General features: G+C 62.2%; 23 protein-coding genes and 1 pseudogene. 8 read left to right on the plus strand and 16 right to left on the minus strand.

Annotated features, from left to right (window positions below; translation table 11 throughout):
• Positions 1–225: 225 nt before the first annotated feature.
• The 4 genes from ASE66_RS29945 to ASE66_RS29960 all read right to left on the minus strand — a co-directional run bounded on the left by ASE66_RS29945 (position 226) and on the right by ASE66_RS29960 (position 4,664).
• Complete coding sequence (locus ASE66_RS29945) at positions 226–1,434, minus strand: MFS transporter (protein ID WP_057193632.1); 1,209 nt, start codon at positions 1,432–1,434, stop codon at positions 226–228.
• Positions 1,435–1,508: 74 nt separating this feature from the next.
• Positions 1,509–2,381, minus strand: coding sequence for a pyridoxamine 5'-phosphate oxidase family protein (locus ASE66_RS29950; protein ID WP_057193633.1), 873 nt, complete (start codon positions 2,379–2,381; stop codon positions 1,509–1,511).
• Positions 2,381–2,992 carry a TetR/AcrR family transcriptional regulator gene (locus ASE66_RS29955; protein ID WP_057193634.1) on the minus strand — a complete coding sequence of 204 codons (612 nt, stop codon included), beginning with the start codon at positions 2,990–2,992 and terminating at the stop codon, positions 2,381–2,383. The genes ASE66_RS29950 and ASE66_RS29955 overlap by 1 nt, the downstream gene beginning before the upstream one ends.
• A 505-nt stretch (positions 2,993–3,497) precedes the next feature.
• Positions 3,498–4,664: a YbfB/YjiJ family MFS transporter gene (locus ASE66_RS29960; protein WP_244495118.1), complete on the minus strand. Its 1,167-nt coding sequence runs from the start codon at positions 4,662–4,664 to the stop codon at positions 3,498–3,500.
• A 131-nt stretch (positions 4,665–4,795) separates the two neighbouring features.
• On the opposite strand from ASE66_RS29960, the gene ASE66_RS31735 reads away from it, so the two are divergent.
• Positions 4,796–5,266, plus strand: coding sequence for a winged helix-turn-helix transcriptional regulator (locus ASE66_RS31735; protein ID WP_082613861.1), 471 nt, complete (start codon positions 4,796–4,798; stop codon positions 5,264–5,266).
• Positions 5,267–5,421: 155 nt separating this feature from the next.
• Entirely contained in the window at positions 5,422–6,807 is a 1,386-nt protein-coding gene (locus ASE66_RS29965; protein WP_057193636.1) for an IS1182 family transposase, read from the plus strand.
• A gap of 135 nt (positions 6,808–6,942) precedes the next feature.
• Here ASE66_RS29965 and ASE66_RS29970 read toward each other — a convergent pair whose 3' ends face one another.
• From ASE66_RS29970 to ASE66_RS30000, 7 genes are all read right to left on the minus strand, one after another.
• Positions 6,943–7,629: an NAD(P)H-dependent oxidoreductase gene (locus ASE66_RS29970; RefSeq protein ID WP_057193637.1), complete on the minus strand. Its 687-nt coding sequence runs from the start codon at positions 7,627–7,629 to the stop codon at positions 6,943–6,945.
• A 49-nt stretch (positions 7,630–7,678) separates the two neighbouring features.
• On the minus strand, positions 7,679–8,458 hold the full coding sequence (locus tag ASE66_RS29975; RefSeq protein WP_057193638.1) for a carboxymuconolactone decarboxylase family protein: 780 nt from the start codon (positions 8,456–8,458) through the stop codon (positions 7,679–7,681).
• Positions 8,459–8,528: 70 nt separating this feature from the next.
• Positions 8,529–8,921, minus strand: a complete 393-nt coding sequence (locus ASE66_RS29980; RefSeq protein WP_057193639.1) for a putative quinol monooxygenase — start codon at positions 8,919–8,921, stop codon at positions 8,529–8,531.
• Between the two features lie 53 nt (positions 8,922–8,974).
• Positions 8,975–9,439: a cupin domain-containing protein gene (locus ASE66_RS29985; protein ID WP_413814303.1), complete on the minus strand. Its 465-nt coding sequence runs from the start codon at positions 9,437–9,439 to the stop codon at positions 8,975–8,977.
• A gap of 39 nt (positions 9,440–9,478) precedes the next feature.
• Positions 9,479–9,832, minus strand: a complete 354-nt coding sequence (locus ASE66_RS29990) for a cyclophilin-like fold protein (protein WP_057193861.1) — start codon at positions 9,830–9,832, stop codon at positions 9,479–9,481.
• A 167-nt stretch (positions 9,833–9,999) separates the two neighbouring features.
• Positions 10,000–10,767 carry an SDR family NAD(P)-dependent oxidoreductase gene (locus ASE66_RS29995; protein WP_057193640.1) on the minus strand — a complete coding sequence of 256 codons (768 nt, stop codon included), beginning with the start codon at positions 10,765–10,767 and terminating at the stop codon, positions 10,000–10,002.
• A gap of 86 nt (positions 10,768–10,853) precedes the next feature.
• The gene (locus tag ASE66_RS30000) at positions 10,854–11,927 is read right to left on the minus strand and encodes a LysR family transcriptional regulator (RefSeq protein WP_320409798.1); all 1,074 of its coding nucleotides are present in this window, start codon (positions 11,925–11,927) and stop codon (positions 10,854–10,856) included.
• A gap of 696 nt (positions 11,928–12,623) precedes the next feature.
• Here ASE66_RS30000 and ASE66_RS30005 point away from each other — a divergent pair.
• Positions 12,624–12,977, plus strand: a complete 354-nt coding sequence (locus ASE66_RS30005) for a response regulator (RefSeq protein WP_057193641.1) — start codon at positions 12,624–12,626, stop codon at positions 12,975–12,977.
• A 32-nt stretch (positions 12,978–13,009) separates the two neighbouring features.
• Here ASE66_RS30005 and ASE66_RS30010 read toward each other — a convergent pair whose 3' ends face one another.
• From ASE66_RS30010 to ASE66_RS31740, 4 genes are all read right to left on the minus strand, one after another.
• Entirely contained in the window at positions 13,010–15,553 is a 2,544-nt protein-coding gene (locus ASE66_RS30010; RefSeq protein WP_057193642.1) for a response regulator, read from the minus strand.
• On the minus strand, positions 15,550–17,040 hold the full coding sequence (locus ASE66_RS30015; protein ID WP_057193643.1) for an ATPase domain-containing protein: 1,491 nt from the start codon (positions 17,038–17,040) through the stop codon (positions 15,550–15,552). Before ASE66_RS30015 ends, ASE66_RS30010 begins: the two co-directional genes overlap by 4 nt.
• 496 nt (positions 17,041–17,536) lie before the next feature.
• A complete protein-coding gene (locus tag ASE66_RS33790; RefSeq protein WP_057193644.1) occupies positions 17,537–17,896 on the minus strand; it encodes an AraC family transcriptional regulator ligand-binding domain-containing protein in 360 nt (119 codons plus the stop codon).
• Positions 17,808–18,317 (minus strand): AraC family transcriptional regulator ligand-binding domain-containing protein, encoded by a 510-nt coding sequence (locus tag ASE66_RS31740; protein ID WP_274532984.1) that lies wholly within the window; start codon positions 18,315–18,317, stop codon positions 17,808–17,810. The genes ASE66_RS33790 and ASE66_RS31740 overlap by 89 nt, the downstream gene beginning before the upstream one ends.
• A gap of 164 nt (positions 18,318–18,481) precedes the next feature.
• Here ASE66_RS31740 and ASE66_RS30030 point away from each other — a divergent pair, with 164 nt between their 5' ends.
• From ASE66_RS30030 to ASE66_RS30045, 5 genes and pseudogenes are all read left to right on the plus strand, one after another.
• Positions 18,482–19,294: a hypothetical protein gene (locus ASE66_RS30030; RefSeq protein WP_244495119.1), complete on the plus strand. Its 813-nt coding sequence runs from the start codon at positions 18,482–18,484 to the stop codon at positions 19,292–19,294.
• 178 nt (positions 19,295–19,472) lie between these two features.
• Positions 19,473–20,100: DUF1254 domain-containing protein (locus ASE66_RS33545; RefSeq protein WP_244495120.1), on the plus strand; the 628-nt coding region annotated here is incomplete at its 3' end.
• A 1-nt stretch (position 20,101) separates the two neighbouring features.
• Positions 20,102–20,885 (plus strand): annotated as a pseudogene (locus ASE66_RS33550) (DUF1254 domain-containing protein); the annotation flags it as partial.
• Positions 20,886–21,105: 220 nt separating this feature from the next.
• Entirely contained in the window at positions 21,106–21,264 is a 159-nt protein-coding gene (locus ASE66_RS33555) for a hypothetical protein (RefSeq protein WP_244495121.1), read from the plus strand.
• A 571-nt stretch (positions 21,265–21,835) separates the two neighbouring features.
• Positions 21,836–22,099 carry a hypothetical protein gene (locus tag ASE66_RS30045; RefSeq protein ID WP_057193647.1) on the plus strand — a complete coding sequence of 88 codons (264 nt, stop codon included), beginning with the start codon at positions 21,836–21,838 and terminating at the stop codon, positions 22,097–22,099.
• 698 nt (positions 22,100–22,797) lie between these two features.
• Here the strand turns inward: ASE66_RS30045 and ASE66_RS30050 are convergent.
• Positions 22,798–24,624, minus strand: a complete 1,827-nt coding sequence (locus tag ASE66_RS30050; RefSeq protein WP_057193864.1) for an EAL domain-containing protein — start codon at positions 24,622–24,624, stop codon at positions 22,798–22,800.
• Positions 24,625–24,966 lie beyond the last annotated feature (342 nt).

Raw genomic sequence — 24,966 nt, forward strand, 5'->3', positions numbered from 1 at the left:
TGCTCCGTGGCTTTCGTCATCCTCTCTTTGTGCGCGCCACGCGTCATTGCGCGCTTCGGGACACGCGCCCAACCGTATGGCCAGCGCGTTGGAACATGACGATCTGACACGAGCGCTGGCGCTATGACGAAAACCTTCCTTCACAGCTTCGATCCACCGTCGGCCAGCAATGATGTGCAAGCGGGTGTTTCAATACCGGTTGCGCGCAATGATCGGGATCTGTCTCTAGGGCTCTATGTTGGTGGTCGCTTTCATCGAGATGGACAACAGCAATGCCGCCGCTGCAAGCGCTGCCGCAATGAAGCCGAGATTGCCGGCCCCTGCCCATTCTAATCCCAGGCCTCCGATAGAGCCGGACAGCGCAATGGCAAGGTAGAGAATGGCCTGATTGAGCGATACCAGGACGCCAGCGGCCTCAGGTTTCAGCGAGATCAGCCGGTGTTGCTGTGGTGTCGTGATCGCAAAGGCGGCGATCCCGTAGAATGCGATGATTGCGAGAGCCGATGGCAGCGTGTCGGTGGTCAGCGGCAGGATCAGCATGCTGATGATGAGCCAAAGCAGGGCAATTGCCACAACCTTCTCGCCGCCAACCCTGTCGGCGAGCATGCCTGCACCCAGGTTACCGATCGTGCCGATCACACCCAGCGTCGTCATCAGGCCGGCCAGATAGACGCTGTTTCCTTGCGTGGCGGCCGCAAAGATGATGCCCATATAGGTGTAGGGTAGATAGACGGCGGTAAAGGCGAGAAGCGTTACGCCGAGCACCGCCAGAATTTGCGGGTTACGTAGCAGCCGCAACTGCTGCAGCAAGCCCGTCGTCGCTACGATCCTGATCGACTTCGGAACGAAGACGGCGATACCGACGACGCCGAGGGCTGCCAGCCCGGTTGCAAGCCACATGGTGGATCGCCAACCGAACATGCCGCCGAAAGCCGTGCCCAGCGGCGCGCCAAGCGCCGTGGCCGCCGTAAAGCCGCTGACGACCAGGGCGATCGCCCTGCCCCGATGCGCCGGCAGGACCGTGGCAGCGGCGGTGACAGTGGCGCTCGGCACGAACAGCCCGACCCCAAGCGCCGCCACGACCTGACCGATCAAAACCTGCGCATAGGTCGGCGCAAGTGCGGTCCAGACACTACCGAGGAGATAAACAAGGGCTGCGACGAGGAGGACGGTTCGGCGTTCCCAGACGCCAGTCGCGGCCACGAGAACAGGGCCCGAGACCGCACACGTCAAAGCGAAAATCGTGATGACCTGCCCTGCAACGGACGGCGCGATGTCGAGCGAACTGCTGAGAAGCGGCAACAGGCCCGCCAGAACGAACTCACCCGTCCCGACGACGAAGACGCCGAAGGCGAGCATCGACACCGAAAGCCATGGATTGTTCGCCTGCGGCCGATCGGCCTCATGTGGGGTTTCGAGCGTGGCATTGACCATAACAGGACCTTTCCGGCACGGCCATGGAACGGCCGGCGCCAAAATGTGGATGACAAAACTGGGATCGGATCGAACTACGGGCGCAACAGTACGGTGCGGCCCATGAGGAGATCGGGCTTGAAGCGAACCAGCCCATTCATCGGGATGCCCTCGTGCGTGCGCCTCAGGCGCCCGTCGAAGCCGTCGAGCACGGCCTGTCCCGTCATGACCAGCATCTCGCCCTTGCCAAAATCAGGAAATAGCAGACAACAGGCTGGATCGACGAGCAGGTTGCCGAGGGTGTTGAAGTAGTAGTTTCCGCGATATTCCGGCCATATCAGGCAGTCGCCGCCCCACTGCACGAAACCGGCCGGGCCGCCGCGATGGGAGACATCCATATCACCGCCGACATCGGAGGCGGCGCGCGTCGCAACGAAAAACGTATCGGCACCATCGACGACACGGCGAGCCAAGCTCGTATCGACCGAGATCAGAACCGGTTCTCCGCTAGCGCCGGCCGCCTCTTCGACGTCCCTCGGGCGAATGTATTGCGGACAGTTTCCAAAGGCCTGCCGAACATCGACGGCAAAATCGCTTTGTCCCACCCGCCCTATGCGGCCATTGACGCGGACGCGCCGCCGGGTCGACAGATCGATCGCAAGGAGAGCAATCGGAGCTCCCTCGACGATGCCGCGCGCCGCCGGATCTCCGGCGTCAGGGTGCGCTGCGACACGCACATGCATGGCGTCTGGCGCACTCAGAAAGCCGGGGCGACCGAAGACCATGGCGACCCAGATGCGCCCCTCCCGGTCAGGCACGGCTAGGACGACGTAGTGCAGTTCCGCGAGGAAGCCTGCAAAGCGAGATCGCAGACTCGCCTGTATCGCGCGCGATCCGGCCAGTTGCTCACGGACGGCAAAGAGGTTCTGAAGGTGCTGCTCTCCGGCGTGAAAGGGATCGCCGTCCATCACACACCCCGCGCCGCGGCAAGGCGCTCCCTGGACGCACGGCGTGCCAGTTCGAAATGCTCAGGCTCCCCCATGAGAGCTGCAACATTGGCCGATGCCTGGTAGGATGTCAGTTCGAAGGCCAGCAGGCCGACATCAATGCCACCTCTAAGTTCACCTGCGTTGATCGCCGCGTTTGCCAGATCGACGATACGCTGTCTCGCCTCGGCTCGGTGATGCTCGACACGGTCGCGGATCTCTCCTGGCCGCGTGCGATACTCACTGCTGAGCGCATGCACCAGGCAACCGCCGGGCAGCGTTCGCTGCTCAACGAATGTGTACCATCCCTCGATCAGAGCGATCAGGCACTCTACCGCTCTCGGGAGTGCCATCGCGGGACCAACCACCGTTTCGGCATAAAGCGCCACGCCGTTCTCGATTGTCGCCAACTGCAAGGCTTCCCGGTCGCCAAATAGAACCTGAACATTGCCTCTCGCCACGCCGGCATCGGCCGCCACCCGTCCGAACGTCAGGCCCTCAAGCCCCTCCACCGAAGCGATCTGCGTCGCGTGATGAAGAATGTTCGCCCGGGCGCGATCGCCGCGCTCCTTCCGCTTGTCGTTCGCCCTCATGCCAGGTCCCCTAGTAGCCTATCGCCAATCCAGATTTTTATATACATACATATGTATATTGTCAACGTGGATTGCCCATCATGGAGCAGTAAAGGCAGGAGGCTGGAGCTCGTGACTTCTAGGGCTCACCATCTGCCTCTATCGGTGCAAAGTGGTGGCTCATATTACCAGCAGGCCGCCATATAGATTGCGCTCCTCTTTCCGGCGCCTCGTCGGTCCGCTCCCGAAGGGTTGAGTTCGGGAAGTAGAGATCTGAATTCATCAACGGCAAAATCGATGAACACTCTTATGCGAGGAGCATCGCGCATATCCGGGTGGCCGCTCTGTCTCGTCAACTGCTGTGGTCGCGCGGTTGTTTGTAGGGGCAGTCCGCCTGTTCTGAACGTCCGCTGGCAGGGGGCAAGTGAACCGCAGCTATTGGCGCATTCCGCCTAGTCGGCCGCGTGCGGGTGCCTCGGATGCGCTCCAGTCCTTGTTCGACAGAAGCGGCTCTACCGAGAGGCCGTTATTCAACCGATGGTTCCTGATTTGCGACCGTTGCGAAGTCCCGCTGCGGCAGGCCGATCAGTGTAGCCATGCCAAGTAGGACGACCGACGCCCACAGACCGCCGGCAAGGCCACGCATCTGATCGTTGAGGAAGCCTATGGCGATCGGACCGAGCATCTGGCCGATTCCAAAGACGACTGTGAGCATGCCGATGCCGGACGCCCACTGCTCTTGCGGCAGGTTGCGCCGAACGAAAGCCGTCGTTGCCGCGACCACTGCGAAGAAGGCGCTGCCGAACAGCGCCGCCGAAGCCAGCAGCACTGGCACGCCACCGGGCAGCAGCGGCAATGCCGCGCCGATCATTGTGATAGCTGTCAGGACCGCGAAGGAGCGACCATGTAGTTGTCGTTTCAGAATGCCGGCCCACAGCCAGGGAGATGCCATTGCAGCAACGCCGACCGCAGCCCAAAATAGCGCCTGGAAGCCAGCGCCGCCCCCGTTACCCTGAACCCAGGCGATCATGAACGTCATGTAAGCGATGTACCCGGCGCCGAAGAACAGGTAGCCGCAAAGCAGCCATTTCATCTCTCCATTATTAAGCTTGTGGGACTTGGGTGAGTGCACTGCCGCACTCTCGCTGCGCGCGAAGTGCCGTATGATCGCTAGCGGCACGGATAGGATGGAGAGCGCAGCCCAGGCCATCTTCCACGAACCAGGTCCGAGTCGCTCGAGAATTATGGGAACGACCAGCCCGGACAAAAGGATACCTAAGCCTGGCCCGGCATAGAACAGGCCGAGCAGGAACACCGCGCGCGCCGGATTTCGCTGTGCGATACCCGTCGCAAGAACGCTGCCGGCGACAAAGGCAAGGCCGCCGCCGAAGCCTGCAAGCAGGCGAGCAGCGTTTAGTGGAAGGGCCTGCCGAAACACCGCACAAATCGCCAACGCCGCGATGCAGGCCCACACGCCCACCGCCATCACGCGGTAGGATCCGGCTAGGTTAATCGCGCGCGCGGCGAGCAAAGCGCCCATCAGGTAGCCGGCGGCGTTGGCGGTATTCATCAATCCGGCGTCGGCGTAGGACCAGCCGAGGTCGGCACTCATGTCAGGCAGGATCAACGCATAGGCGAAACGCGCAAATCCCAATGCGATCGCTGGAGCTAGCGCCAACATGGCGACCGACAAGACGTCACGTCGTAGCTGGTGTGCAGGCGAGTAAGACGACAAGGATTCTGGTGCAGCCATGATCTGAGTCCAGTTTTCAAATCCAGACTAGTCGGTCTGGGTTTGAAAAACAAACTCTGATAGACTGGGGCATGGCTGTTGATCCTCCGAGTTCAGTTTCCCCTCACCGCGCTCCGGTCCCACTGGCCGAATGCGCACTCGCGCGCGCCATCGAAACCATCGGCGACGGATGGACGCTGTTAATCCTCCGTGAAGCCTTGTGCCGGGTAGAACGGTTTGATGCGATCCGAGATGACCTTGGCATTCCACGCTCGGTCCTTGCCGAGCGGCTAAACCGGTTAGTCGCCGAAGGCATCCTGGAGCACCGGCCTTACCGGGAGCCAGGCCGGCGTCCGCGCAAGGGCTATGTGCTGACGACCAAAGGGCTCGCACTGGTTCCGACGCTGGTCGCACTTCGGCATTGGGCTGAAGGCAATCTGCCAGGCGGGCGGTCGCGCCTTCGTCTTCAAACCCCTGATGGGCAGGAGGTGTTTACGTGCCTGATGCGGGCTGACGGATCGGTGCTCGATGACCCCGCTGATGTCACTGCGGCGGCAAGTTAGGACTGACTGCTCGATCAGACAGCCGACACATCGACAATAAACGTCCGGTTTCCGGCCGGTGCCGCATGTCCGGAGCTGGCCGATGTTGTTGAAAAAGTCGTGGTTGCCGCGGCTTTGAAGTCCTGATTCAGTCTTCCTTGGCGGAGGGCGGCGCGATGATGGGCGAGCGGCAGGTGGCGCAGGCGGCGCTCTTCTACGAGTTCAGCCTGGAGCGGCATGTTCCGGCTGACCATTGGGTGCGAGCCATCGACCGATTTGTTGATCTCTCAGATATCCGCGTGCATCTGCGCCCGTTCTACAGCGAGACAGGTCGCCCTTCGATCGATCCGGAGCTGATGATCCGAATGCTGCTCATTGGATACTGCTTCGGTATCCGCTCCGGGCGCCGCCTGTGCGAGGAGGTGCATCTGAACCTGGCCTACCGCTGGTTCTGTCGGCTTGGGCTCGACGGCGGCGTGCCTGATCACTCGACCTTCTCGAAGAACCGGCATGGCCGCTTCCGTGACAGTGATCTCCTGCGCGAACTGTTCGAGACGACGGTTCGGCGCTGCATCGCGGAAGGGCTCGTCGGCGGCGAAGACTTCGCGGTCGATGCCAGCCTGATCAAGGCCGACGCCAACAAGCAACGCTCGGCCGAAGCGTCCGAGCCGGTCGACTGGGACGATCTCGCACGGACGCGTCGGTCGGTGCGCGAATATCTCGACACGCTGGATGAAGCCGCCTGGGGCGCAGCCAGCGAGGCCAAGCCGAAGTTCGTCTCCCGCTCCGATCCGGCGGCGCAATGGACCGGGGCCCTGAAAGGCCATGCCTTCTTCGCCTATGCCACCAACTATCTGATTGACCTCGACCATGCCGTCATCGTCGATGTCGAGGCCAGCCGTGCCATCCGGCAGGCGGAAGTCGGCTCGGCCCGCACCATGCTCGACCGAACGCAGGAGCGCTTCGGGCTTTATCCTGCCCGTTTGGCTGCCGACACGGCCTACGGTTCCGCCGAGAACCTGGCTTGGCTGGTCCATGAGCGTGGGATCGAGCCGCACATCCCCGTCTTCGACAAGTCCCAGCGCAGCGACAGCACCTTCAGCCGCTCCGACTTCGCCTATCACCTCGGCCGCGATCTCTACATCTGCCCGGACGGGAAGCCGTTACGGCTTCGCCAGAAGGTCTATCGAGCCGAGCGGCCGCTCGTCGATGAGAACGGCATGATGCGCTACCACGCCAGCAAGTTCGATTGCGACGCCTGTTCTCTGAAGCCGCAGTGCTGCCCCAACACGCCGGCCCGCAAGATCCTGCGCTCGATCCACGAGGACGCCCGCGACATGGCCAGGGACATTGCGCAGACCGATGCCTATGTCACCTCGCGGCGCGAGCGGAAGAAGGTCGAGATGCTCTTCGCCCACCTGAAACGCATCCTGAAGCTCGATCGGCTGCGCCTACGTGGACCGAACGGCGCCAGAGACGAGTTCCACCTTGCAGCCGCCGCCGAGAACCTCAGGAAGCTCGCCAAGCTCCTCCCCAACCGACCGCAGCTCAGGCTCGCATAAGAGAGAGAAACTCGATCAGCCAAATCCAAAACGCGCCGGCGGCACTCTACAGGACGACTTTTTCAACGGTATCGGCGCACAGCGTATATGCGCTCTGCTGCCGAAAGCCCTCGGGCCGACTGCCGTCCCAGTTGCTCAGGCCTTACGAGGTTCTTCGCTGAGCCTCGCTGCCAGGGCCTTCTGGTAGCCGCGCAGCGCATCAGGACCTGCGCCGAGAACGCCGAAAAATGCCAGTGGCTTCGAAAACGTCATGCCGGCATAGCGTGCGCTTGCTCGCAAGGGAGTTAGCACCTCCTCGATGGTGAAGCCTAAGCGGCCATCGCGGCTATAGGCGCGCTCGTCGCCCCCGGTGGTCGTGACCACGAGCAAATCCTTGCCTCTCAGCTCGGACGGAGCCCCTGCGCCCCAGATCTCGTTCAGATAGGCCTTGAGCATGGGGGTCAGGTTGAACCAGTGCGTCGGGAAGATCAGAACGAGGCGTTCCATCTTCGCATAGAGCTTGCGCTCAGCGGCCAGATCGAAGCCCCGCATATTGTCGCCATAGCTGGTCTCGAGGTTCCTGAAGTGCGTGTCTTTGGTGTTCTGCGCCACTTGCCAGAGCGCCTTGTTGACCACCGAGCGGTCGGGATAGGGATGGGAGGCGAGAACCACGGTTCGCGCGCCGCCCGGCGGTGCTTGAGCATGTGCGCTCTGGAGCGTCAGCGAAGTCATCGCGGCGCCGAGCGCGATGCCCGATCCGGCCGCGACGATACTGCGTCTGCTGGGATAGTGGGATTCCGCTTTGCCGCCGTCAGCGATCGAATCGTGGCTGTGTTTGGTCATCCTCGCCTCCTTGGGCCTCGCATCGTGGCGCCAGCGCGGCTTCAATGCTTCACTTCGTCCGCGCGTCGAAAACGGTCTTCGCAACCGGCATCGCGGCGAAGGCGTTCGGCCAACCGGCATAGTAGGCGATGTGGGAGATCATCTCGCCGGCTTGCTCCTTGGTCAGCCCGTTATCCATGGCCCTCCCCAAGTGATAAGCGACCTGAGCAACCTGCCCGCTCGCGATGAGCGAACTGACGGTGACGAGACTGCGATCGCGCGACGCGAGGTCAGGCCTCCGCCAAAGATCGTTGAAAAGGACATCGGTGGTGTCCTTCACGAGGCCCGGCGAAACCGAGGCGAAGCTCTCCGCGACGCGCTTGGCGCGGTCGGCCTCGGCAGCTTCGTTCAATGGCAGAAGGGTGGGCGAAACAGCAGGAAGCTGATCCGCGGAAATACCGCGCTGCGCGAAGACATCCCGCGCCGGGCCGATCGATCCGAAGGCATTCGCGAAACCGGCATAGAAGGCCAGATGCACGATCGTTTCTGAGATCTCGGCCGGCTTGACCCCGTTATCAAGCGCCTGCCCAATGTAATAGGTTAGCGGGGCAAACTGGTTCCTCGCTATCATGGCCGCGAGCGTGACGAGACTGCGATCGCGCCGGCTAAGCCCCGGCCGCTTCCAGACATCGCCGTAAAGCCCCTGCTGCGTGTACTTTTCTAGCGCAGGGGCGACGCGGCGGACGTCTTCGGGCGAAAGCCGGCGGTTTGCAAGGTCCGGCTGCTGGGCGAGTGCCGGGGCGCTGGCGAGTGCGCCCGCAGTGGCAAGGATGGCGGCGATGATCTTCATGTGTCGCTCCTGTTCATGAATAGGGGTGAAGCGGTCTGGGACTGGTGGTGTGAGGCGAACCTGGGTTCGTTCAGCGTGATTTGCTGCTGAGCTGCACAGGCACGGCTTCGATCAGCTTTCGATCGAGGATCATCGACGTGGTCGCCTCGAAATACGTCCGGAAGTGAGAGGACGCGATATGCGCCCTGTAAGCCTCGTCATCGACGTAGATCTCTAAGAACCTCAGCCTCGACGGACGCTCCTTGTCCGCAACCGCATAGATTGCGATGACACCCGGCTCGACCCGGACGGAGGTCTCCATTTCCTCTCGAACAATGGCCGTGTAGCTGTCGAGATGCGCGGGATCGATATCGAGGTCGGCGATCCTGACCACAGGGGATTTCTTATCCTGCGCCAAGGATGCGCCTCCTGATAGAAGCACCGCGAGCATCGATGTCATGGTTCGCCTGTTGATCATGTCCATGTCGTCTTCCTGACAACGATCCCGCTTTCGCTCGATCGAACGGCTTCGACCTGCTATTTCTGATAGTCACCGTCCGAGACCTTCTCCATCCAATCGACGTTCTTGCCGTCGATGCTGTTCTGGATGGCGTAATGGCCGACGCCGGTGGTCGCGGTGGCCCCGTGCCAATGCTTGACGCCGGGCGGCGTCCAGATCGTGTCGCCCGGATTGATCTGGCGCTTGCGGCCGCCCTCTTCCTGCACCCAGCCGGTGCCGGACGTGACGATGAGCAGTTGCCCGGCCGGATGCGTATGCCAGGCCGATCGCGCGCCTGGCTCGAAGGTGACATGTCCTGCCGAGAGCGCGGTCTCGCCCGGAGCTGCGAACCGAGGGTCGACGCGGACAGCGCCGGTGAAATTAGCTTCCGGGCCCTTGCCTGACGGGCGCGAGCCATTCGGGAAGATCTGCATCCTGTCTTCGGCGAGCACCGGCCCGGCCATGCCCGTGCTGACAGCCGCTGCGATCAAATGTCGTTTCATCTCGGATCTCCGTTCGTGGACGGTTGAAAGAAGCTGGGATCAGTCGGCGCGCTCGATCGTGACGCGCATCGGTCCCGGCACGGCAAAGCGTTCGATTCCAGTATTGATCGCCCCGAGGCGCACCAGCCCCGGCGAATGATGGAAGCCCCTGTGAAAGATCGCGAGGTTGCCCCACGGCGCGTAAAAGGCGATGTCGCCAGCCTTTGGCTCGAACCCCTCGGGTGCGCCCGCGGTCGGAAGCCTTCGTGGCAGCTCGCTGATCTTCTCAGTCGCGGCGTGGTCCGTGAGCGTCAGTGTCAGGGGCAGCAGCGCCGCGAAATCCCTGCCGGCCGGCACGTCCAGGAGCATCGCCTCGATCGGCCGCTCGCCGGAAATTCTGAGACGGATCGTCATGCGTTCGAACCCCGCGGCCTTCACCTGCCGGGCCGCAGTCTCCGTCGCGGCGACCGGCAGGCCCGTGCCCGAGGCGGCAGCCAGCGCCGCTGCGAGTGCGAGCGCCTGACGCGGACGCGGTCGAGCCGATGAGCATCGCACTGTATTGAGGGTCATGCCCGCTCTCCTCAATGGGCAGTGAAGCCGCCATCGACCGGAAGTGCGACACCGATGACGAAGCTAGCGGCCGGGCTGCAGAGCCACAGGACCGCTGCCGCGATCTCGTCCGCCTGGCCGAGCCGGCCGATCGGCTGCAGCTTGAGGATCTCGGCCATCGCGTCCGGCTGGCTTTCCAGCATGTCCGCGACCATTGGCGTATCGACCGTGCCCGGGCAGATCGCGTTGATGCGAATGCCGCGTGGCGCGTATTCGACGCCGGCGCTCTTCGTCATGCCGAGCACGGCGTGCTTGGTTCCGTGATAAGCGGCACGCTCCGGCAGGCCGACGAGACCGCCCAGTGACGAGCAGTTCACGATCGCACCCGATCCCTGCCGGCGCATGATGCGCAGTTCGTGCTTCATGCAGGCCCAGACACCGCGTTGGTTCACCGCGACGACACGCTCGAACGCACTCAGCGTCTCCTCGGCCGCGTCAGACGGCGGCACCTGGATTCCGGCATTGTTGAATGACATGTCCAGCCGGCCGAATCGGGCCACGGTCGCGTCGATCGCGGCGGCGACCCGCTCCTCCTCAGAGACGTCGCAGGCTATTGCGAAAACTTTGCCGCCCTCGGCCGTGATCCGTTCGGCTTCACGCTGGGCGAGATCGCCGTCACGGTCGACCAGCGCAACCGACGCTCCGTTCGCGGCGAACATGCGGGCGGTCGCAAGGCCCATGCCTTTCGCGGCGCCCGTGACGAACGCGACCTGGCCGGTAAAGTCGTAGCGTGGGTACATGCCGATCTCCTTTCCCGAGAGATCGGCATCGCGGCCGCAATCTGTAGCGCGTCACGGCTTCATGAAGCGATGAGCGCTGCTCAACGTCACAACCCGAGCGGCCTCACCTCGCGGATGAGGTCGATCAGGACACGTAGCCCTGTCGGCAGTTGCCGTCGACCCGAGTAGTAGATGTGGTATCCCGGCCCCGTCGTGGCCCAGTCATCGAGAACGAGCCGCAAAGCGCCGCTCGTAAGATCTGGAACGATGATCGCCTCCACACCGTACATCAAGCCGGCGCCCGCCCGAGCCATGGCCAGCATCACTCGGGAGTCGTCCGCCGTGATCCGGCCCGGCACCGGAACGGAAAACTCGCCTTCAGGTCCCTCGAACTCCCAACGATAGATGCGATCGTCGCCGAGGCGCACGCCGAGACAGCAATGTGACGCAAGGTCGCCCGGGACCTTCGGAATTCCGTGTCGCTGCAGATAGGCAGGTGCCCCGGCCACAACCCAGCGAAGGTCTGCCGACAGGCGTTGCGCGACCATGTCCTCCGGAACGGTCCCCCCGTGCCGGATGCCGGCATCGAAACCCTCGCCAACGACATCGACCATCCGGTTGCTTGAGACGATGTCGAGCTCGATGGCCGGGTAGCGTTCCGTGAGAAGCGGCACGATGGGCCCGAGAAGGAGCGCTCCGGCATCTGCCGTCACATTCAGTCGGATGCGGCCCGCCGGGGCGTCGCGATGGCGATTCAGGGATTCGACTGCTTGCGCGATCGACTGAAAGGGCTGGCTGATCGCGTCACGGAACTCCTCGCCGGCCACGGTCAGCGTGACGCTGCGATTGGTCCGATGGAGCAGGCGCACGCCGACACGGCCTTCCAGCCCCTTGAGGGCATGGCTGAGCGCCGACGCGCTGATCCCAAGTTCAAGTCCCGCGCGTCGGAAGCTGCGATGTCGCGCCAGCGCAAGGAAGTAGGTGAAGTCGTTTAGGTCAGAGCGCCCAGGCGGCATCGTGGGACTATTGGCGATGACGTCGGTACTGACAATGCGTTCGGCCGCCACACGCGAGGATGCAGCCCTAAAATCGGTGTTCCAATAGGGGCGTGGGGTGCCTATCCGTTGGTCGGAAAAAGCGTCCGCTTTGGGGCGACGGGCCAATGTCAGCAGTTGGCGCAAGCTGCGCTCCTCTCCGCGGTTTTCACCAGAGGCGTGAGAGACCCGTCCGCATTTGATAGAATTTTCCAGGATGCAGCGTCCCAAGAAGGGGATCTCCCATGGATATCCAGGCGCAGAACCAACAGCCTCGTAATGTGGAACTTCGGTCGCATCATCGGACCGAAGCCGCCTCTGAGGCCAAAGCACATCTGGATGCTATCACGGCTGCCAGTGATGACTTGCCGACGCCGCTGCGCCCGTCGAGCGCGATTAGATAGGGCCGATCCGCCGTGGCCGCACTGAAGCGGATCTGGCGGGCGAAGGTGTCGCCATCGGAGAAGTGCAGCGGCATCTTTCTACCTGTTAAGTCCGGGGCGGTGCCACTTGTATGGATGCGGCTGCTGCCCCGCCATGCCCGTCAGCGTTCCCGTTCGCAATTCTGCGAGCGGATGAGGGCTTACCTCGATGGATTAGGATAAAGCAGGCTATTTGGCGGCAGGAGAGGCGCTCCATCAATTGCTACCTATAAGGCGCTGGCGCCGACCTCGCTCCCGGCAAGCTGGCCCCGTTCTTCACAACCAAGCTCTGACACAGACGCCAGTGCGGCGCCCGCGCTGCCCGACCACCGTGGACGTGACAGCAGGTTTCATGCGAAACCCCAGGACTACCGTTGGAGTGGGTAGGCGAAGCCTTCGCCAAGGGATTTGGAGGCAACCGATGCTGGAAGGTAAGGCGATCCTGGTCGTTGAGGACGAAACGATGATCGCAATGATGCTCGACGACCTTCTGACCGATCTGGGGTGCAGCGTCGTTGGACCGGCGCAAAATCTGGCCCAGGCCCAGGGCCTGGTTGGGACGACCACTTGCGATGCCGCCATTGTCGACCTGAACCTGAACGGGACCATGTCGCATCCATTGATCGAGGCGCTCGTCGAAAAGGGCGTCCCCGTAATTGTCGCGACAGGTTACGGCGGCGACGCGTCCGATCTGCCGAGTGGATGTCGCGTACTGGCGAAGCCTTACACGATCCAACATGTCGAACAGGTGCTGCGGGCCTGTCTACTCGACTGATCCCCTCGCGCCGCCTTGCGGAACCTCGGCGATCAGGTACCGTCTTGGCGGCTCCTTGGCTTGGTTCGGGTCGCCGAGCGCAATATTCGGGACAGGTCCTCGACGGCATAGGGCTTCTTCAACAGTTCAAAGCCGTGTCTACCTTCTTCGGCCAGCACGTGGCTGTACCCCGATGTGAGCACGACTGGTAGGCGAGGATAGCGCCTCCGGATCTCAAGGCCGAGTTCCACCCCGCTCATGCCGGGCATGACGACATCGGAAAACACCGCGTCAAAATCGTCCACTTCGGCGAGTATCTTCAGCGCCTCTTTGCCACCGGCGGCCCATGTCGTCTCATAGCCCAGATCGCTCAGGAGCTGCGTCGAGAAAGTCCCCACGTCCACGTTGTCCTCGACGACCAGCACACGCTGCCCGCTCCCGCCGCTGATGGTCGCAGGCCGTGCGTTGCCGTACTCGCTTTCGGCCTCTGGCCGCCGTTCCACCCGAGGCAAGTAGAGCGTGAACCGGGCTCCGGCCCCTACCATACTGTCGACGTCGATGTCGCCGCCGGACTGCTTGGCGAAGCCGAAGACCTGCGAAAGGCCGAGGCCCGTTCCCTTGCCGACCTCTTTCGTTGTGTAGAACGGCTCGAAGATCTGGGAGAGTTTTTCAGTGGGAATGCCCATGCCGCTATCGGCGAGCGACACAGCGATGAACGGTCCCGCCCCGCCGGCGTCGCCGCGGATTGGCGGCATCCACGAAAGGTCCTCGACTGTAATCGTCAGGGTGCCTTCACCTTCCATCGCGTCGCGCGCGTTCACTGCCATGTTAACGAGGGCAGTCTCGAACTGACTGACATCGGCCTCGACAAAGCAATTCTCCGCACGGATATCGGCGATGATCTCGACGCGCGATCCCATGATTGTGCGCAGCATCTCGGCGATGGCGCGGACGCGGGCCGCGGGCTCGAACACCTCCGGCTTCAGCGACTGGCGGCGCGCGAAAGCCAGAAGCTGGCCGGTGAGCTTGGCAGCCCGGTCCACCGTGTCGGAGATGGCGTCCACGTATCGGCGTCGACGTTCCTCCGGAAGGTTCGGTCGGCGCATCAGGTCCGTGGAGCTCTTTATGATGGTCAACAGGTTGTTGAAGTCGTGGGCGACCCCACCCGTTAGCTGCCCGACCGCCTCCATCTTCTGCGCCTGGCGCAGCGCGTCCTCGGCCTTGGTCCGCTCCGCGACCTCATTGACGACCCTGTGCTCCAACGTCTCGTTAAGGTGGCGAAGCTGCTCCTCGATCGCCTTGCGCGCGGTCACGTCGATGGCCGTGCCAAGCAGTCGTACGCAACGGTCGCCCTCGAATACGCCTCGCCCCTTCGCCGCCACCCAGCGCAGCACGCCGTCTTCCTTGCCGATCGTGCGGTATTCCACGTCGTAAAGCGCGCGGCGGACCGGGTCCGCTGCGGCGGCGTAGGCCGCGCCCGTCGCTTCCAAGTCCTCCGGGTGCAGTCCGTCGTAGAAATCCTGCATGGTTACGGGAACGTCCGCGGAGATTCCGAACATAGCTTTGACGCGAGCAGGCCATAAGAGCTGATCGTGGACGGGGTCCACATCCCAGAAGCCGATGTCGGCGTGCTCGGTCGCCAGCCGAAGGCGCTCCTCGCTCTCGCGGAGGCGGGCCTCGGCGCCCACTCGCTCAACATGCGCCCAGCAGCGCTCGACCACCGTCAGCACCAGCGCCAGTTCGCCTGGTCGCCAATCGCGGGGGACGTCTTGATGGAGCGCCATCATCGCGACCAGGCGCCCATCCTTCACCAGCGGACAGCACACGATCGCGGAGATATTGATTGCCAGGAACATTTCGCGTCCCTCGCCCGAAGCGAGTTCGGCGGCGACGTCGCGGACGACCAAGGTAAGCCCGCCTCGCATGTCGGCAGCCGCGCGGGGACCGAACAGGTCGAGGCTGTAGGTGCCAGCCGAGCTTGCGATCCCGGGCGCGGCGTAATCGTTGCGAATGAAGAAGCGATCATTGTCGGCGTCGACGTCCGCATAGGCGCATCGGGATGCGCCCAGGCGGTTTGCGAGGAGAGTGGCCGCCGTCAGCATTGCCGCCGACGCATCGCGTGCGCCTCGCATGGCCTCGTCCAGTTCAGCGAGGAAGCGCAGCTCCTCGACGCGCGACCGCGCCTCATATTGTCGCCTGCGGCCACGCAAGGCGGCGCGGACCAGACTCACTAAGGTCGTGGGGTGAAACGGTCGTTCGAGGAAAGTGGTATTGCCGAGAACGTCAAGATATCGGCGCGCGGCCGGGTTTCGCTCCAACCCACCACCCTGGCCTGTCAGGAGCACGAAGGGCAGGTCGGACCATTCCTGCTGATCTGCGAGCCAAGCGGCCAGAGGGCCTAGGTCCGCTGTCGTCAACGCTTCTTCAGTGACCACCACGACACCTGCGCCGTCATCGAGTTCGGCGATGAGGTCTGGGAGCGATCCGCACGCCTCTGCCACGGTCCCTGCCTCGCCGAGCATTGCGACGGCGATTGACGCGTCCCGTCCATGGGGCGCCAGGATCAGAGCCCTTTCCGAGAATGTCGAACGCTTCACGCCTGGCCTGCCCGCATTGGCTCGGGGCCCTCGCTGATCAAAGTCGGCACGCCCCGTAGTACGCCCTGAAAGTTGACGAGCGGCTCGCCGAGGGTGACCCCGCGACCACCGATCCGGTACTCGCGGATGGTGTCCTCATGCTCACCCGTGCGCTTCTTCACGACAGAGATCGCGCGCCGTACTCTGCCGATAGCCTCGAAGTAACGAAGCAATATGACTGTATCCGCGAGGTAGGTGACGTCCACCGGCGTCTTCATATCCCCGACGAGACCATGCTGCGCGACGGTCAGGAAAGTCGTGGCTCCTTGCCTATTCAGATACTGGAGCAGCTCGTGGATGTGCAGGACCAGCGCTTGTTCGTGCGGCATGGCGGCTTGGTAACCGTTCAGGCTATCGATGATCACCGTCCTGGCGCCGTGCTTCTCGACGCAATGTCGCACCCGCTCGGCGAACTCGCCCGGGCTCAGCTCGGCAGCGTCGACCTGCTCGACGAAAAGCTTGCCCCGATCGACCATCGCTTGCAGGTCGATGCCAAGTTTCTTCGCTCGATCGAAGAGCAGGCCGACCTCCTCGTCGAAGACGAACAAGCCGGCGGTCTCGCCCCGTGAGATGGCACCTTCGATGAAGGTGAGACCAAGCAGCGACTTGCCGGTTCCCGCCGGGCCCAGAACCAACACGCTTGATCCGCGTTCAATTCCCCCTCCCAAAAGCGCATCCAATTGGGATGAATGGCTCTTCACAACGTCGCGCGCGAACTGTGTCTTGTGCTCGGCGGAGACGAGACGGGGAAACACGCGCACGCCGCCGGTCAGGATGGAGAAATCGTGGTAGCCACCGCGATAGCGTCGGGCACGATACTTAATTACGCGAAGTCGGCGACGGTCGGCGCCGTATTCCGGTGACGTCTCCTCCAGCCGGATCACGCCGTGGGCGACGCTATGCACCGTCTTGTCGTTGATGTCGGTTGTCAGATCGTCAAGCATCAGCACCGTCGCGCCCCTTTTCGCGAAGTAATGCTTGAGCGCCAGGATTTGACGGCGGTAGCGTAGTGAGCTTTGGGCGAGAAGACGGATTTCCGAAAGACTGTCGAGGACGATGCGGTCGGGCCGGACCCGTTCAAACGCCTCGAAGATGCGCTTGGTCGTCTCGCCGAGTTCCAGGTCAGAGGAATAGAGCAGGCTCTGCTGCTGATCCTCATCGAGGAGGACTTCCGGGGGAACGAGTTCGAAGACCTCAATGCCCGCCATGTCCAATCCATGCGAGGTTGCGCCGGCGCGAAGCTCTTCCTCGGTTTCGGACAAAGTGATGTAGAGCGTGCGTTCCCCCGCTTGGGCTCCCGCCGACAGAAACTGGATCGAGATCGTGGTCTTGCCCGTTCCGGGGTTGCCTTCGAGGAGAAACAGGCGCCGCCGTTCCAACCCGCCCCCGAGAACGTCGTCCAACCCTGTGACGCCCGTCAGGGCTGGCTTATCTAATGGCCTGATCACATCCACCTCCAGCTACTGTCGATATCTCTCGGGCCGTCACGGATAAGCAATCCGTACGAGAGGCCCTCGATCCCGACGTGGGCCGGAGGCCGATAAACACGTCGCGTATTCCTCGGCAATGGCAAAAGACACACGGCGGCTTACACGTTGCTATGTCTCGTTCGGGTAGACCAACGAAGGGCGAGCGGAATGGTTTCCCGAATTAACTCACGCCGGCTTTCTCGTGTATGTGAAATGAAATGGTTGGATCGCCAGTCATTGGATAAGAGGGGGCGATACAATAACCGGCGCCCACACTGCTCGCTGGGCTACTGGCCACCAACACCAGCCGCCGTAGTGTGGGCGCATATTGGATTGCCTGAAACCGGACATTGCAGGAATCAGAAATGGGCCATTTTCGATCACCGAGTCAGCGGGTGGCCGATATCCAACTTGGGTCGCCAACACGGAGGTTCGCCTGTGACTGTCTGGTCCGGGGCGGTAGCCCAGAGTCTGCTTATGGCGCCACCGGACGCGCGGTGCGATCGATCGACACGCTGCCGGTGAGGACCTGGGCCCGCACCTGCTCCATGACGACGTCGAGCAGACCCCGTGGAGAGCCGCCAGGCCGGTCTCGCGCCACGTCCTCGATGGTGACGATGGGCGCTGGCGCGCGGGCGGCAGACAGGTGATGGCGTTCCATGCCGACGGTCACGGCGGGCGCGTTGAAGATGACCGGGTACTGGAAGAGATCTTCGAACAGGCCGGTCTGGCGCGGCCTGTCGATATCAAGTTCGATGCGCAGTGGCCGCCAGTCGAGGGGCAAATACGGCCGGAGGACGCTGATCAGAACGCCGGCGGCCGCGCCGGCGATCATGTCGTAGCCCGTGTGACCAGCCGGGCGAAGAGGTAGCTATAGTGCGCCTCGTCGCCAAGATGACCGCAACAGACATCCTGTCATTCGTGCTGTGATAGCAAAGGGCCGCAATGGCCCGCTCGATGGATTGGCGGAGGGTATCGGCTCCAAGTACGTAGCGCCCGAAACAGCCATAATTGGCAGCGTTCATCATCGGCGCCATCAGGAGCCCGAGATTGGGCTCGCCCGCCGCCCTCGCCGCGGCTTTGACGAAACCGATCACGGCGGCGTGCGGGATGAAGCAGTTCCGGCCCTCGGTCAGCTCAAGGTCGAAGCCGGCGGCGCGGTTCGCCCGCAGGAGCGCCCTTTCCCCGACCTCCCGACGCAGGAATGCCGGCAGGCCGTGGAGGATATGGCTGGAGATGACGGGGATCTCAGCCACGCGCTCGAGGCCCCGGAATGCCGCAAGATTGGCGCAAAATGAGTGGCCCCGAAATCCGATTACTGCTTTGGCGTACGGTATAAGTGCTGCAAACAACCGGAAGGCCAGTTTGGCCGTCGTCAATTTTATTGTATTTGAAGGATTTTCGGGCCGTGAGCATGAGGATGTTGATCAGGCTGGCTAGTCTGACTCTCTTCGCGACCTTGTCATGTTCGGGAGTAGCGCTGGCGGAGGATTCGACAAGCAGCCCCGGCGATCTGGCCAAAGCGGCGCAAAACCCCGTTGCAGACATGATCAGCGTGCCGTTCCAGAACAACTTCAACTTCAATGTCGGGCCGCACAAACAGCTTCAGAATGTCCTCAACATCCAGCCTGTGATCCCGATCACGCTGAACAAGGACTGGAACCTGATCACGCGCTGGATCACGCCGGTAATCTCGCAACCGGCGCTGACGATGAATGGCGACCGCGAGTTCGGCCTGGGCGACATCAACCCGAGCTTCTTCTTCTCGCCGAAGCAACCGACGCACGGCATCATCTGGGGCATCGGCCCGACCTTCGTACTTCCCACCGGCACCGACAAAACCCTCACGTCCGGCAAGTTCTCGGCGGGACCGGCCTTCGTCGCCCTGGCAATCGAAGGGCCCTGGGTTGTCGGCGTCCTCGTCAACAACGTCTGGTCCTTCGCGGGCAAGAGCAACCGCAGCGCGGTCAACGCGATGACGCTGCAACCGTTCGTGAACTACAACTTCCATGGCGGCTGGTACCTGACGTCGTCCCCCGTCATCTCCGCCAACTGGGAGGCCGGCCACGGCGATCGTTGGACGGTGCCGATCGGAGGTGGCTTCGGGCGCGTATTCAAGATCGGCCATCAGCCCGTCAATGCGCAGCTCGCAGCCTACTACAATGTCGCAAAGCCCAGCGGCGCCGCAGATTGGCAGCTCAGGGCCCAGCTCCAGTTCCTATTCCCGAAATGACGGCGAACAGGCCGATCGCGGAATGCATCGCGGGTGTCGCAGCGGCACGATCAGCGGACATGCAAATGGGTCTGAATTGAGCATTCGTCGACTGACAATCATCACCGAAGTAACGTAGCGTCGATCTGCAACCTACGCGCGGTTGGCCACAAATTACGAACCGGAAGGAAGTGTTCAGATGATCACGAAACGCGCTCTGCTTGGCTCTGCGGCGATGGCGGCACTCGCCGCTACGACGGCAAAGTCCGACATCGTCTCCCCCCCGGTTATTGACCAGACCAATGCCGAATGGCCCAGCCTGTTGGAGGCCAAGGACATCGCTGAGGAAGGCTTCATTTACGGCCTGCCGCTCGTGATGAATTATGCGGTCATGCACGAGTATGCCGTCGACAGGAATTCGGGGCAGTTCAAGGCGCCGTTCAACGAAATCTACAACATGCGCCATGTCGCCACCCCGGCGGACACGGCCGTCATCACGCCGAACAGCGATACGCCTTACTCGATACTCTGGCTGGATTTGCGCGCTGAACCGATGGTGATCTCGGTGCCGGCGGTCGCAAGGGAGCGCTACTACTCGGTCATGCTCATCGACGGCAACACCTACAATTACGGCTATATCGGCACGCGCGCCACCGGGACCGAGCCGGGCGACTATCTGGTCGTCGGCCCTGATTGGAAAGGAGAGAAGCCCAACGGCATCAAACAGGTCTTCCGCTCGACGACGCCGTTCTCGCTCGCGGTCGTCCGCACCCAGCTCTTCAACCCCGGCGACATGCCGAACGTCGAGAAGATCCAGGCCGGCTACANAGCCGCGCCGAAGCTCACCTTCGTTCCGGCCAGCACGGCCGGGATCAGGCACAACTTCTTCGAGTATCTCGACGCGGCCCTGCAATTCGTCCCCGAGACGCCGAGGGACAAGGCGATCCGTGCGAAACTCGCGAAGATCGGCATCGGCCCCGGCAAGACTTTCGCGTTCAAGGATCTGTCATTCGAGCACAAGGCCGAAATCCTGATCGGCATGAAGCAGGGCAATGGCAAAGTCGACAAATGGCTGGCCAGCGGAAACAAGCACATCAATGGCTGGAATGTCGGCTCGTTCTTCGGCGACGAGGCCTTCTATAACGGCGATTGGGTGATGCGGGCGGGCGCCGCCAAGGGCGGCATCTATGGCAACGATGCCGTGGAAGCCATGTATCCCTATACCCGCATCGACGCGACCGGCGAGCCGCTCGACGGCAGCAAGCACAAATACACCATCACCTTCGCACCCGGCCAATTGCCGCCTGTGAACGCGTTCTGGTCCTTGACGATGTATGACGGCAAGAGCCAGCTCCTGGTCAAGAATTCGATCAATCGCTACCTGATCAACTCTCCGATGTTGCAGGGGATGAAGAAGGACGCGGACGGCTCGCTGACGCTGTACATCCAGAAGGACAGCCCCGGCGCGGATAAGGAAGCGAACTGGCTTCCGGCCCCGGATGACAAGATTTATCTCGTGATGCGCCTCTATTGGCCGACGTCGACGCCGCCTTCGATCCTGCCGGCGGGCACAGGGACATGGCAGCCGCCCGGCGTGAAGCGGGTCTCATAGAAGCCGAAAGCTTCGCGCGCCTCTCCATCCCAAGCTTATTGCGATGGAGAGGCGCCGGCTCTCGTGCTGTCCGCCAGCGGCGCTGGCAGAAGATACAATGAACGATCGTTGAGGCCGCACTGAATCCGGTAATCGGCCCAATTCGCTTACCCGGCCGCTCGCTAAATCCGATTCTTACACTTCAAAATAGCAAATCATTATGTCCATAATTCTTGCAGCCATGGCAGTTTCGATCGTCTGCGCCGTTTCGTCTCCGGCGACGGCGCAGGTTTCGCTCACGAGCTATGTCGATGCCAACGGCTTCATCGATGTTCAGGCCCTGACCTGTGCGCAGCTCGCCGGGACCTTTCAGGAGGACGCCGATGCGCTGTCTGCCTGATATAGCGGCTGGTATAACGGCCTCGCCAAGAAGCATTTTCTCGACTTGAAAAGGCAAGGTCGTGGAGCACGAACTCATCCTGCACTGCAAGGCCCATCCCGGGAAGAAGATCATGGAGGCGCTTGCGGTCGTATCAAGGATGAGCGCGCCAAGCTGGGAAACCACTTGAAGTGCATATCTAAAAAATCGTCAATCAAGCTCGACACCGCCAACCTCAATCAGGGCAGGACGTTATGAGACCATATATCTTTGTTGGGATTGCGCTATCGTTCGGGCTGATCCTTGCAGCCTGCCAGACTTCGCAATCAAGGCAGGAGCAGCTTGCCACGATCTGTGCTGATCCGGCCAACCGACAGCCCAATACTTTCTACTGGGCAGAGTGCCAGTCGCTTTACCCGTCGACGAGCCGGCAGTTGCAAAAGGATTACGCGCTTGGAGCTCCGACAGGCGATTGAGGTACGAGACCGGGCAGCGTCTTGCGAGAACTAGCGCGGGCCGGAGAAACCTCGCGAGGGGATCAAGATTGCATAACCCCACAATCCTTCCGCCATCCTCAAAGGAACTATTCGATATGCCGCCCCGCACAATCAAAATCTGTGTCGGAATTGCCTTCGCAGCGTGCTCGATCACCGCGCAGGCTGCCGACCTGTCGTCGCGGAGGATCGAACCTGCCGCTCCCTTGCCGCCGGCATTCTCCTGGACAGGTTTCTATATCGGTACCCAGGCCGGTTGGGCGCAGACCAGAACCGAGTTGACGGCTGACGCCGCGATCGCCGATCGGGCCGCCGTGGCTTGGTTGCCCAGCCTGGACAGGACGGCGTCGCAGTCGGCCTGATGGTGGCTACAACCATCAGATCGGTCAGCTTGTCATCGGTGGCGAGATCGACGGCTCAACCCTCATCACCGGAAAGCAGCGACATACCGCACTAACCGGCGACCTCATCACCGCTCATACCAATTGGGTCGGCTAGGCCAGGTTGCGCGTCGGCTATGCCTTCGACCGGTTCATGATCTACGCGACCGGCGGCCTCGCATTGGCCGCGCCAAATCGACGGTGACGGGTACAGGCTACTCCTATGGCACAGGCGACAGCACCCGTTTGGCTGGACACGGCGCCGGCGGCGAATACGCCTTCACGAACACTGGATCGCTGGCCTGGAGTATCGGTACTCCCAGTTCCAGGAGGATACCTACACCTACCCGGTTGACGTCGGCGGGCTCGGGATCGTCGGTTTCAAGCGGCAGTTGAGCACCAATCAGGTTCTCGGGCGGCTGCTCTACAAATTATGATTCTCCCGGATGGGCTGCGTGCAGGTCGTCCGAGATCCTACGCATCTTCGGTCAGCTCGGTGGTGTTGGAGGCCAGAGCGCAAGGTCAAGTCCGGCTGCGTTGAGGGCAGTGTCCCTGGCGATCGTCAGGCCCAAGGTGCTGCCCGGGATGCTGCTGACGAAGGGGAGAGTCCCCTTAGGATCGACGTCCCCAAGCCATGGAGTCCGAAGCCTTTCAGGCTAGGGTGATGCCGACGTCTAAACTCAGCGCGTTGCCCCCCGTACTGCCTTGTCCGCTCGCCGCTTCATCTGCTTGCTCAACTGAGCGTTTCGCGACTGCCCAAAGAGCCTCATCAGATCTGATGCGATCTCGCGGGGCACCGCTTTCGAGAACAGGTAACCTTGTCCCAACCTGCAGCCGATATCGGTCAGAAGGCTCGCCTGCGCCTCTCCCTCGATGCCCTCAGCGATGATCTTGATATCGAGCTTGCGTGCGATGTCGACCAGCCCTTCGACTATCGCCAAGCTTGGGTCGTCCTTTGCTAGGCGGTCAATGAAGGCTTTGTCGATCTTGATAATATCGACAGGCACCGTGAGCAGATGCGTAAGCGACGCGTAGCCGGTACCAAAGTCGTCCAGTGCAACACGCAAGCCATGGCCACGCAACGCTTTGATCTCGCGTGCCACGACCGGATCCCGTTGCCCGAGGTAAACCGACTCGGTGACCTCCAGGATAATGTGTTCCAACGGGACGTTCTCGCGGCCGAAGGCGGCCTCGAGACGGGCGTAAAGCGTGCCGCTATGAAAGTCGGCCGAGGTGATGTTGATCCCGACGTGCTGGAGGGGGAGGCCTCTCACAAGCCAGGATCGCGCATCGGCGGCGACGATCGCCATCATCCGTTCCGTTAGTTGCGAGGCGACGCCGGCGTCGGACGTAGCGTGTTGGAAGGCAGCAGCCGACACGATATCGCCGCTTGACTTGCGCAGGCGGCAGAGTGCTTCGAACCCGACAATCTCGCGTGTGTCGAGCCGCACGATAGGTTGGTAGAACGCGTCGATCCTGCCTTCGCGCAAGGCCGCACCGACATCCCGGATGACCTCGATGCGGGTCTCAATCGTGCTACCGATCCCAGGAGAGTACAGTACGAAGCCACCGCGGCCATTTTCCTTGGCATCATAGAGAGCGTAGTCGGCGTGCTCTCGGACGCTCATCGCGTCAGTGTCCTCCGGCGACAGCACCGCGCCGCCGATCGTGGCTCGCGGCAGAATGACGTGGCCGTTGCATTCGGCGGGCACGGCCAGTGCGTCGCGAATGCGTTGGACAACATGCTCGATGTCAGCGATGGCCTCCGCTCCCTGGAGAATGACGGCGAATTCGTCTCCGCCCACTCGAAACACGCGGTCCGGCGCCACAATGTCACTGACTCGCGAGGCAATCGTTTGCAGCAGTGCATCTCCGGTTGCGTGTCCGAAGGTGTCGTTAATGGTCTTGAGATTATCGAGGTCGAGCGCGAGCAGCGCCCACGAGCCTGGCTCGGCACAGGGCAGGCGCTCCAGCGCCACATCGAAGCCAGCCCGGTTTGGCAGATCCGTGAGGGCATCTACGAATGCGCGGCGCTCCCGCTCGATCACCCGTTGATGGCGCTCAAGTGCTATGGCGCAGAGGGAGGCACAGGACTCAACCAGTTCTCGCTCTCTTAGCGTGGGGCCACGTGTCTCTCGAAAATAGAATGCGAAAGTGCCCAGCACCGTGCCGTCAGCGGCCTGGATCGGGGAGGACCAGCAAGCCCTGAAGCCCAAGGCTAGAACCGGTTTCTTGAATTCAAGCCACCGGGGGTCTGAAGCGATATCGGTCACCGCCACCCCCGCTCCGAGATACGCCGCGCTACCGCAGGAGCCAACCAGCGGACCGACCATCAATCCTTCCAACAACGCGGTATACGCTGCGGGGAAGCTCGGCCCGGCAAGCGGATAGAGAAGACCGTTGCGCTCTACCCGCAGAACCGAACACCAGACTTCTGGCAGACGAAGCTCGATCTCGCGACAAAGCCGATCTGTTGTGGCTTCAAGGGTTTCGCCTTTGGCGATCATTTCAAGAATGATATTTTGGAGCTGCAGCACGGTTGCCCCGGTATCCCCACGAGTTACCCCTCCAGAAGCATTCCATCGGCGGGTGAATTTGGGGTGATGAGGCGTAATGAACGATCACCTATCATCAGTAGCGGCTTTTGATGCTTCTGCGTGCGTTAGACACGGCTTGCTGCGGCTTTTTGGCTTAGGGTTCGGCACGCATTGAGAAGCGCTGGCAGCAGTGCGATCCTTCTGACGAGCAACGTGCCGCTCTTGAACCCCTGAACAGGATTCGGATATTCGAGCCTCTTGAAGCGCCGCACGCTCGACGTGGCGGAGCGCCATCGGAACGCTCGCGCGCAC

The sequence above is a fragment of the Allobosea sp. Root483D1 genome, from assembly GCF_001429505.1.
GTDB lineage: Bacteria > Pseudomonadota > Alphaproteobacteria > Rhizobiales > Beijerinckiaceae > Allobosea.

Bases quoted from the DNA above. Each gene is read 5' to 3' on its own strand.
- ASE66_RS29945 (WP_057193632.1), bottom strand. From the start codon at position 1,434: ATGGTCAATGCCACGCTCGAAACCCCACATGAGGCCGATCGGCCGCAG.
- ASE66_RS29950 (WP_057193633.1), bottom strand. From the start codon at position 2,381: ATGGACGGCGATCCCTTTCACGCCGGAGAGCAGCACCTTCAGAACCTC.
- ASE66_RS29955 (WP_057193634.1), bottom strand. From the start codon at position 2,992: ATGAGGGCGAACGACAAGCGGAAGGAGCGCGGCGATCGCGCCCGGGCG.
- ASE66_RS31735 (WP_082613861.1), top strand. From the start codon at position 4,796: ATGGCTGTTGATCCTCCGAGTTCAGTTTCCCCTCACCGCGCTCCGGTC.
- ASE66_RS29965 (WP_057193636.1), top strand. From the start codon at position 5,422: ATGATGGGCGAGCGGCAGGTGGCGCAGGCGGCGCTCTTCTACGAGTTC.
- ASE66_RS29970 (WP_057193637.1), bottom strand. From the start codon at position 7,629: ATGACCAAACACAGCCACGATTCGATCGCTGACGGCGGCAAAGCGGAA.
- ASE66_RS29975 (WP_057193638.1), bottom strand. From the start codon at position 8,458: ATGAAGATCATCGCCGCCATCCTTGCCACTGCGGGCGCACTCGCCAGC.
- ASE66_RS29980 (WP_057193639.1), bottom strand. From the start codon at position 8,921: ATGGACATGATCAACAGGCGAACCATGACATCGATGCTCGCGGTGCTT.
- ASE66_RS29985 (WP_413814303.1), bottom strand. From the start codon at position 9,439: ATGAAACGACATTTGATCGCAGCGGCTGTCAGCACGGGCATGGCCGGG.
- ASE66_RS29990 (WP_057193861.1), bottom strand. From the start codon at position 9,832: ATGACGATCCGTCTCAGAATTTCCGGCGAGCGGCCGATCGAGGCGATG.
- ASE66_RS29995 (WP_057193640.1), bottom strand. From the start codon at position 10,767: ATGTACCCACGCTACGACTTTACCGGCCAGGTCGCGTTCGTCACGGGC.
- ASE66_RS30005 (WP_057193641.1), top strand. From the start codon at position 12,624: ATGCTGGAAGGTAAGGCGATCCTGGTCGTTGAGGACGAAACGATGATC.
- ASE66_RS33790 (WP_057193644.1), bottom strand. From the start codon at position 17,896: ATGATCGCCGGCGCGGCCGCCGGCGTTCTGATCAGCGTCCTCCGGCCG.
- ASE66_RS30030 (WP_244495119.1), top strand. From the start codon at position 18,482: ATGTTGATCAGGCTGGCTAGTCTGACTCTCTTCGCGACCTTGTCATGT.
- ASE66_RS33555 (WP_244495121.1), top strand. From the start codon at position 21,106: ATGGCAGTTTCGATCGTCTGCGCCGTTTCGTCTCCGGCGACGGCGCAG.
- ASE66_RS30045 (WP_057193647.1), top strand. From the start codon at position 21,836: ATGCCGCCCCGCACAATCAAAATCTGTGTCGGAATTGCCTTCGCAGCG.
- ASE66_RS30050 (WP_057193864.1), bottom strand. From the start codon at position 24,624: ATGATCGCCAAAGGCGAAACCCTTGAAGCCACAACAGATCGGCTTTGT.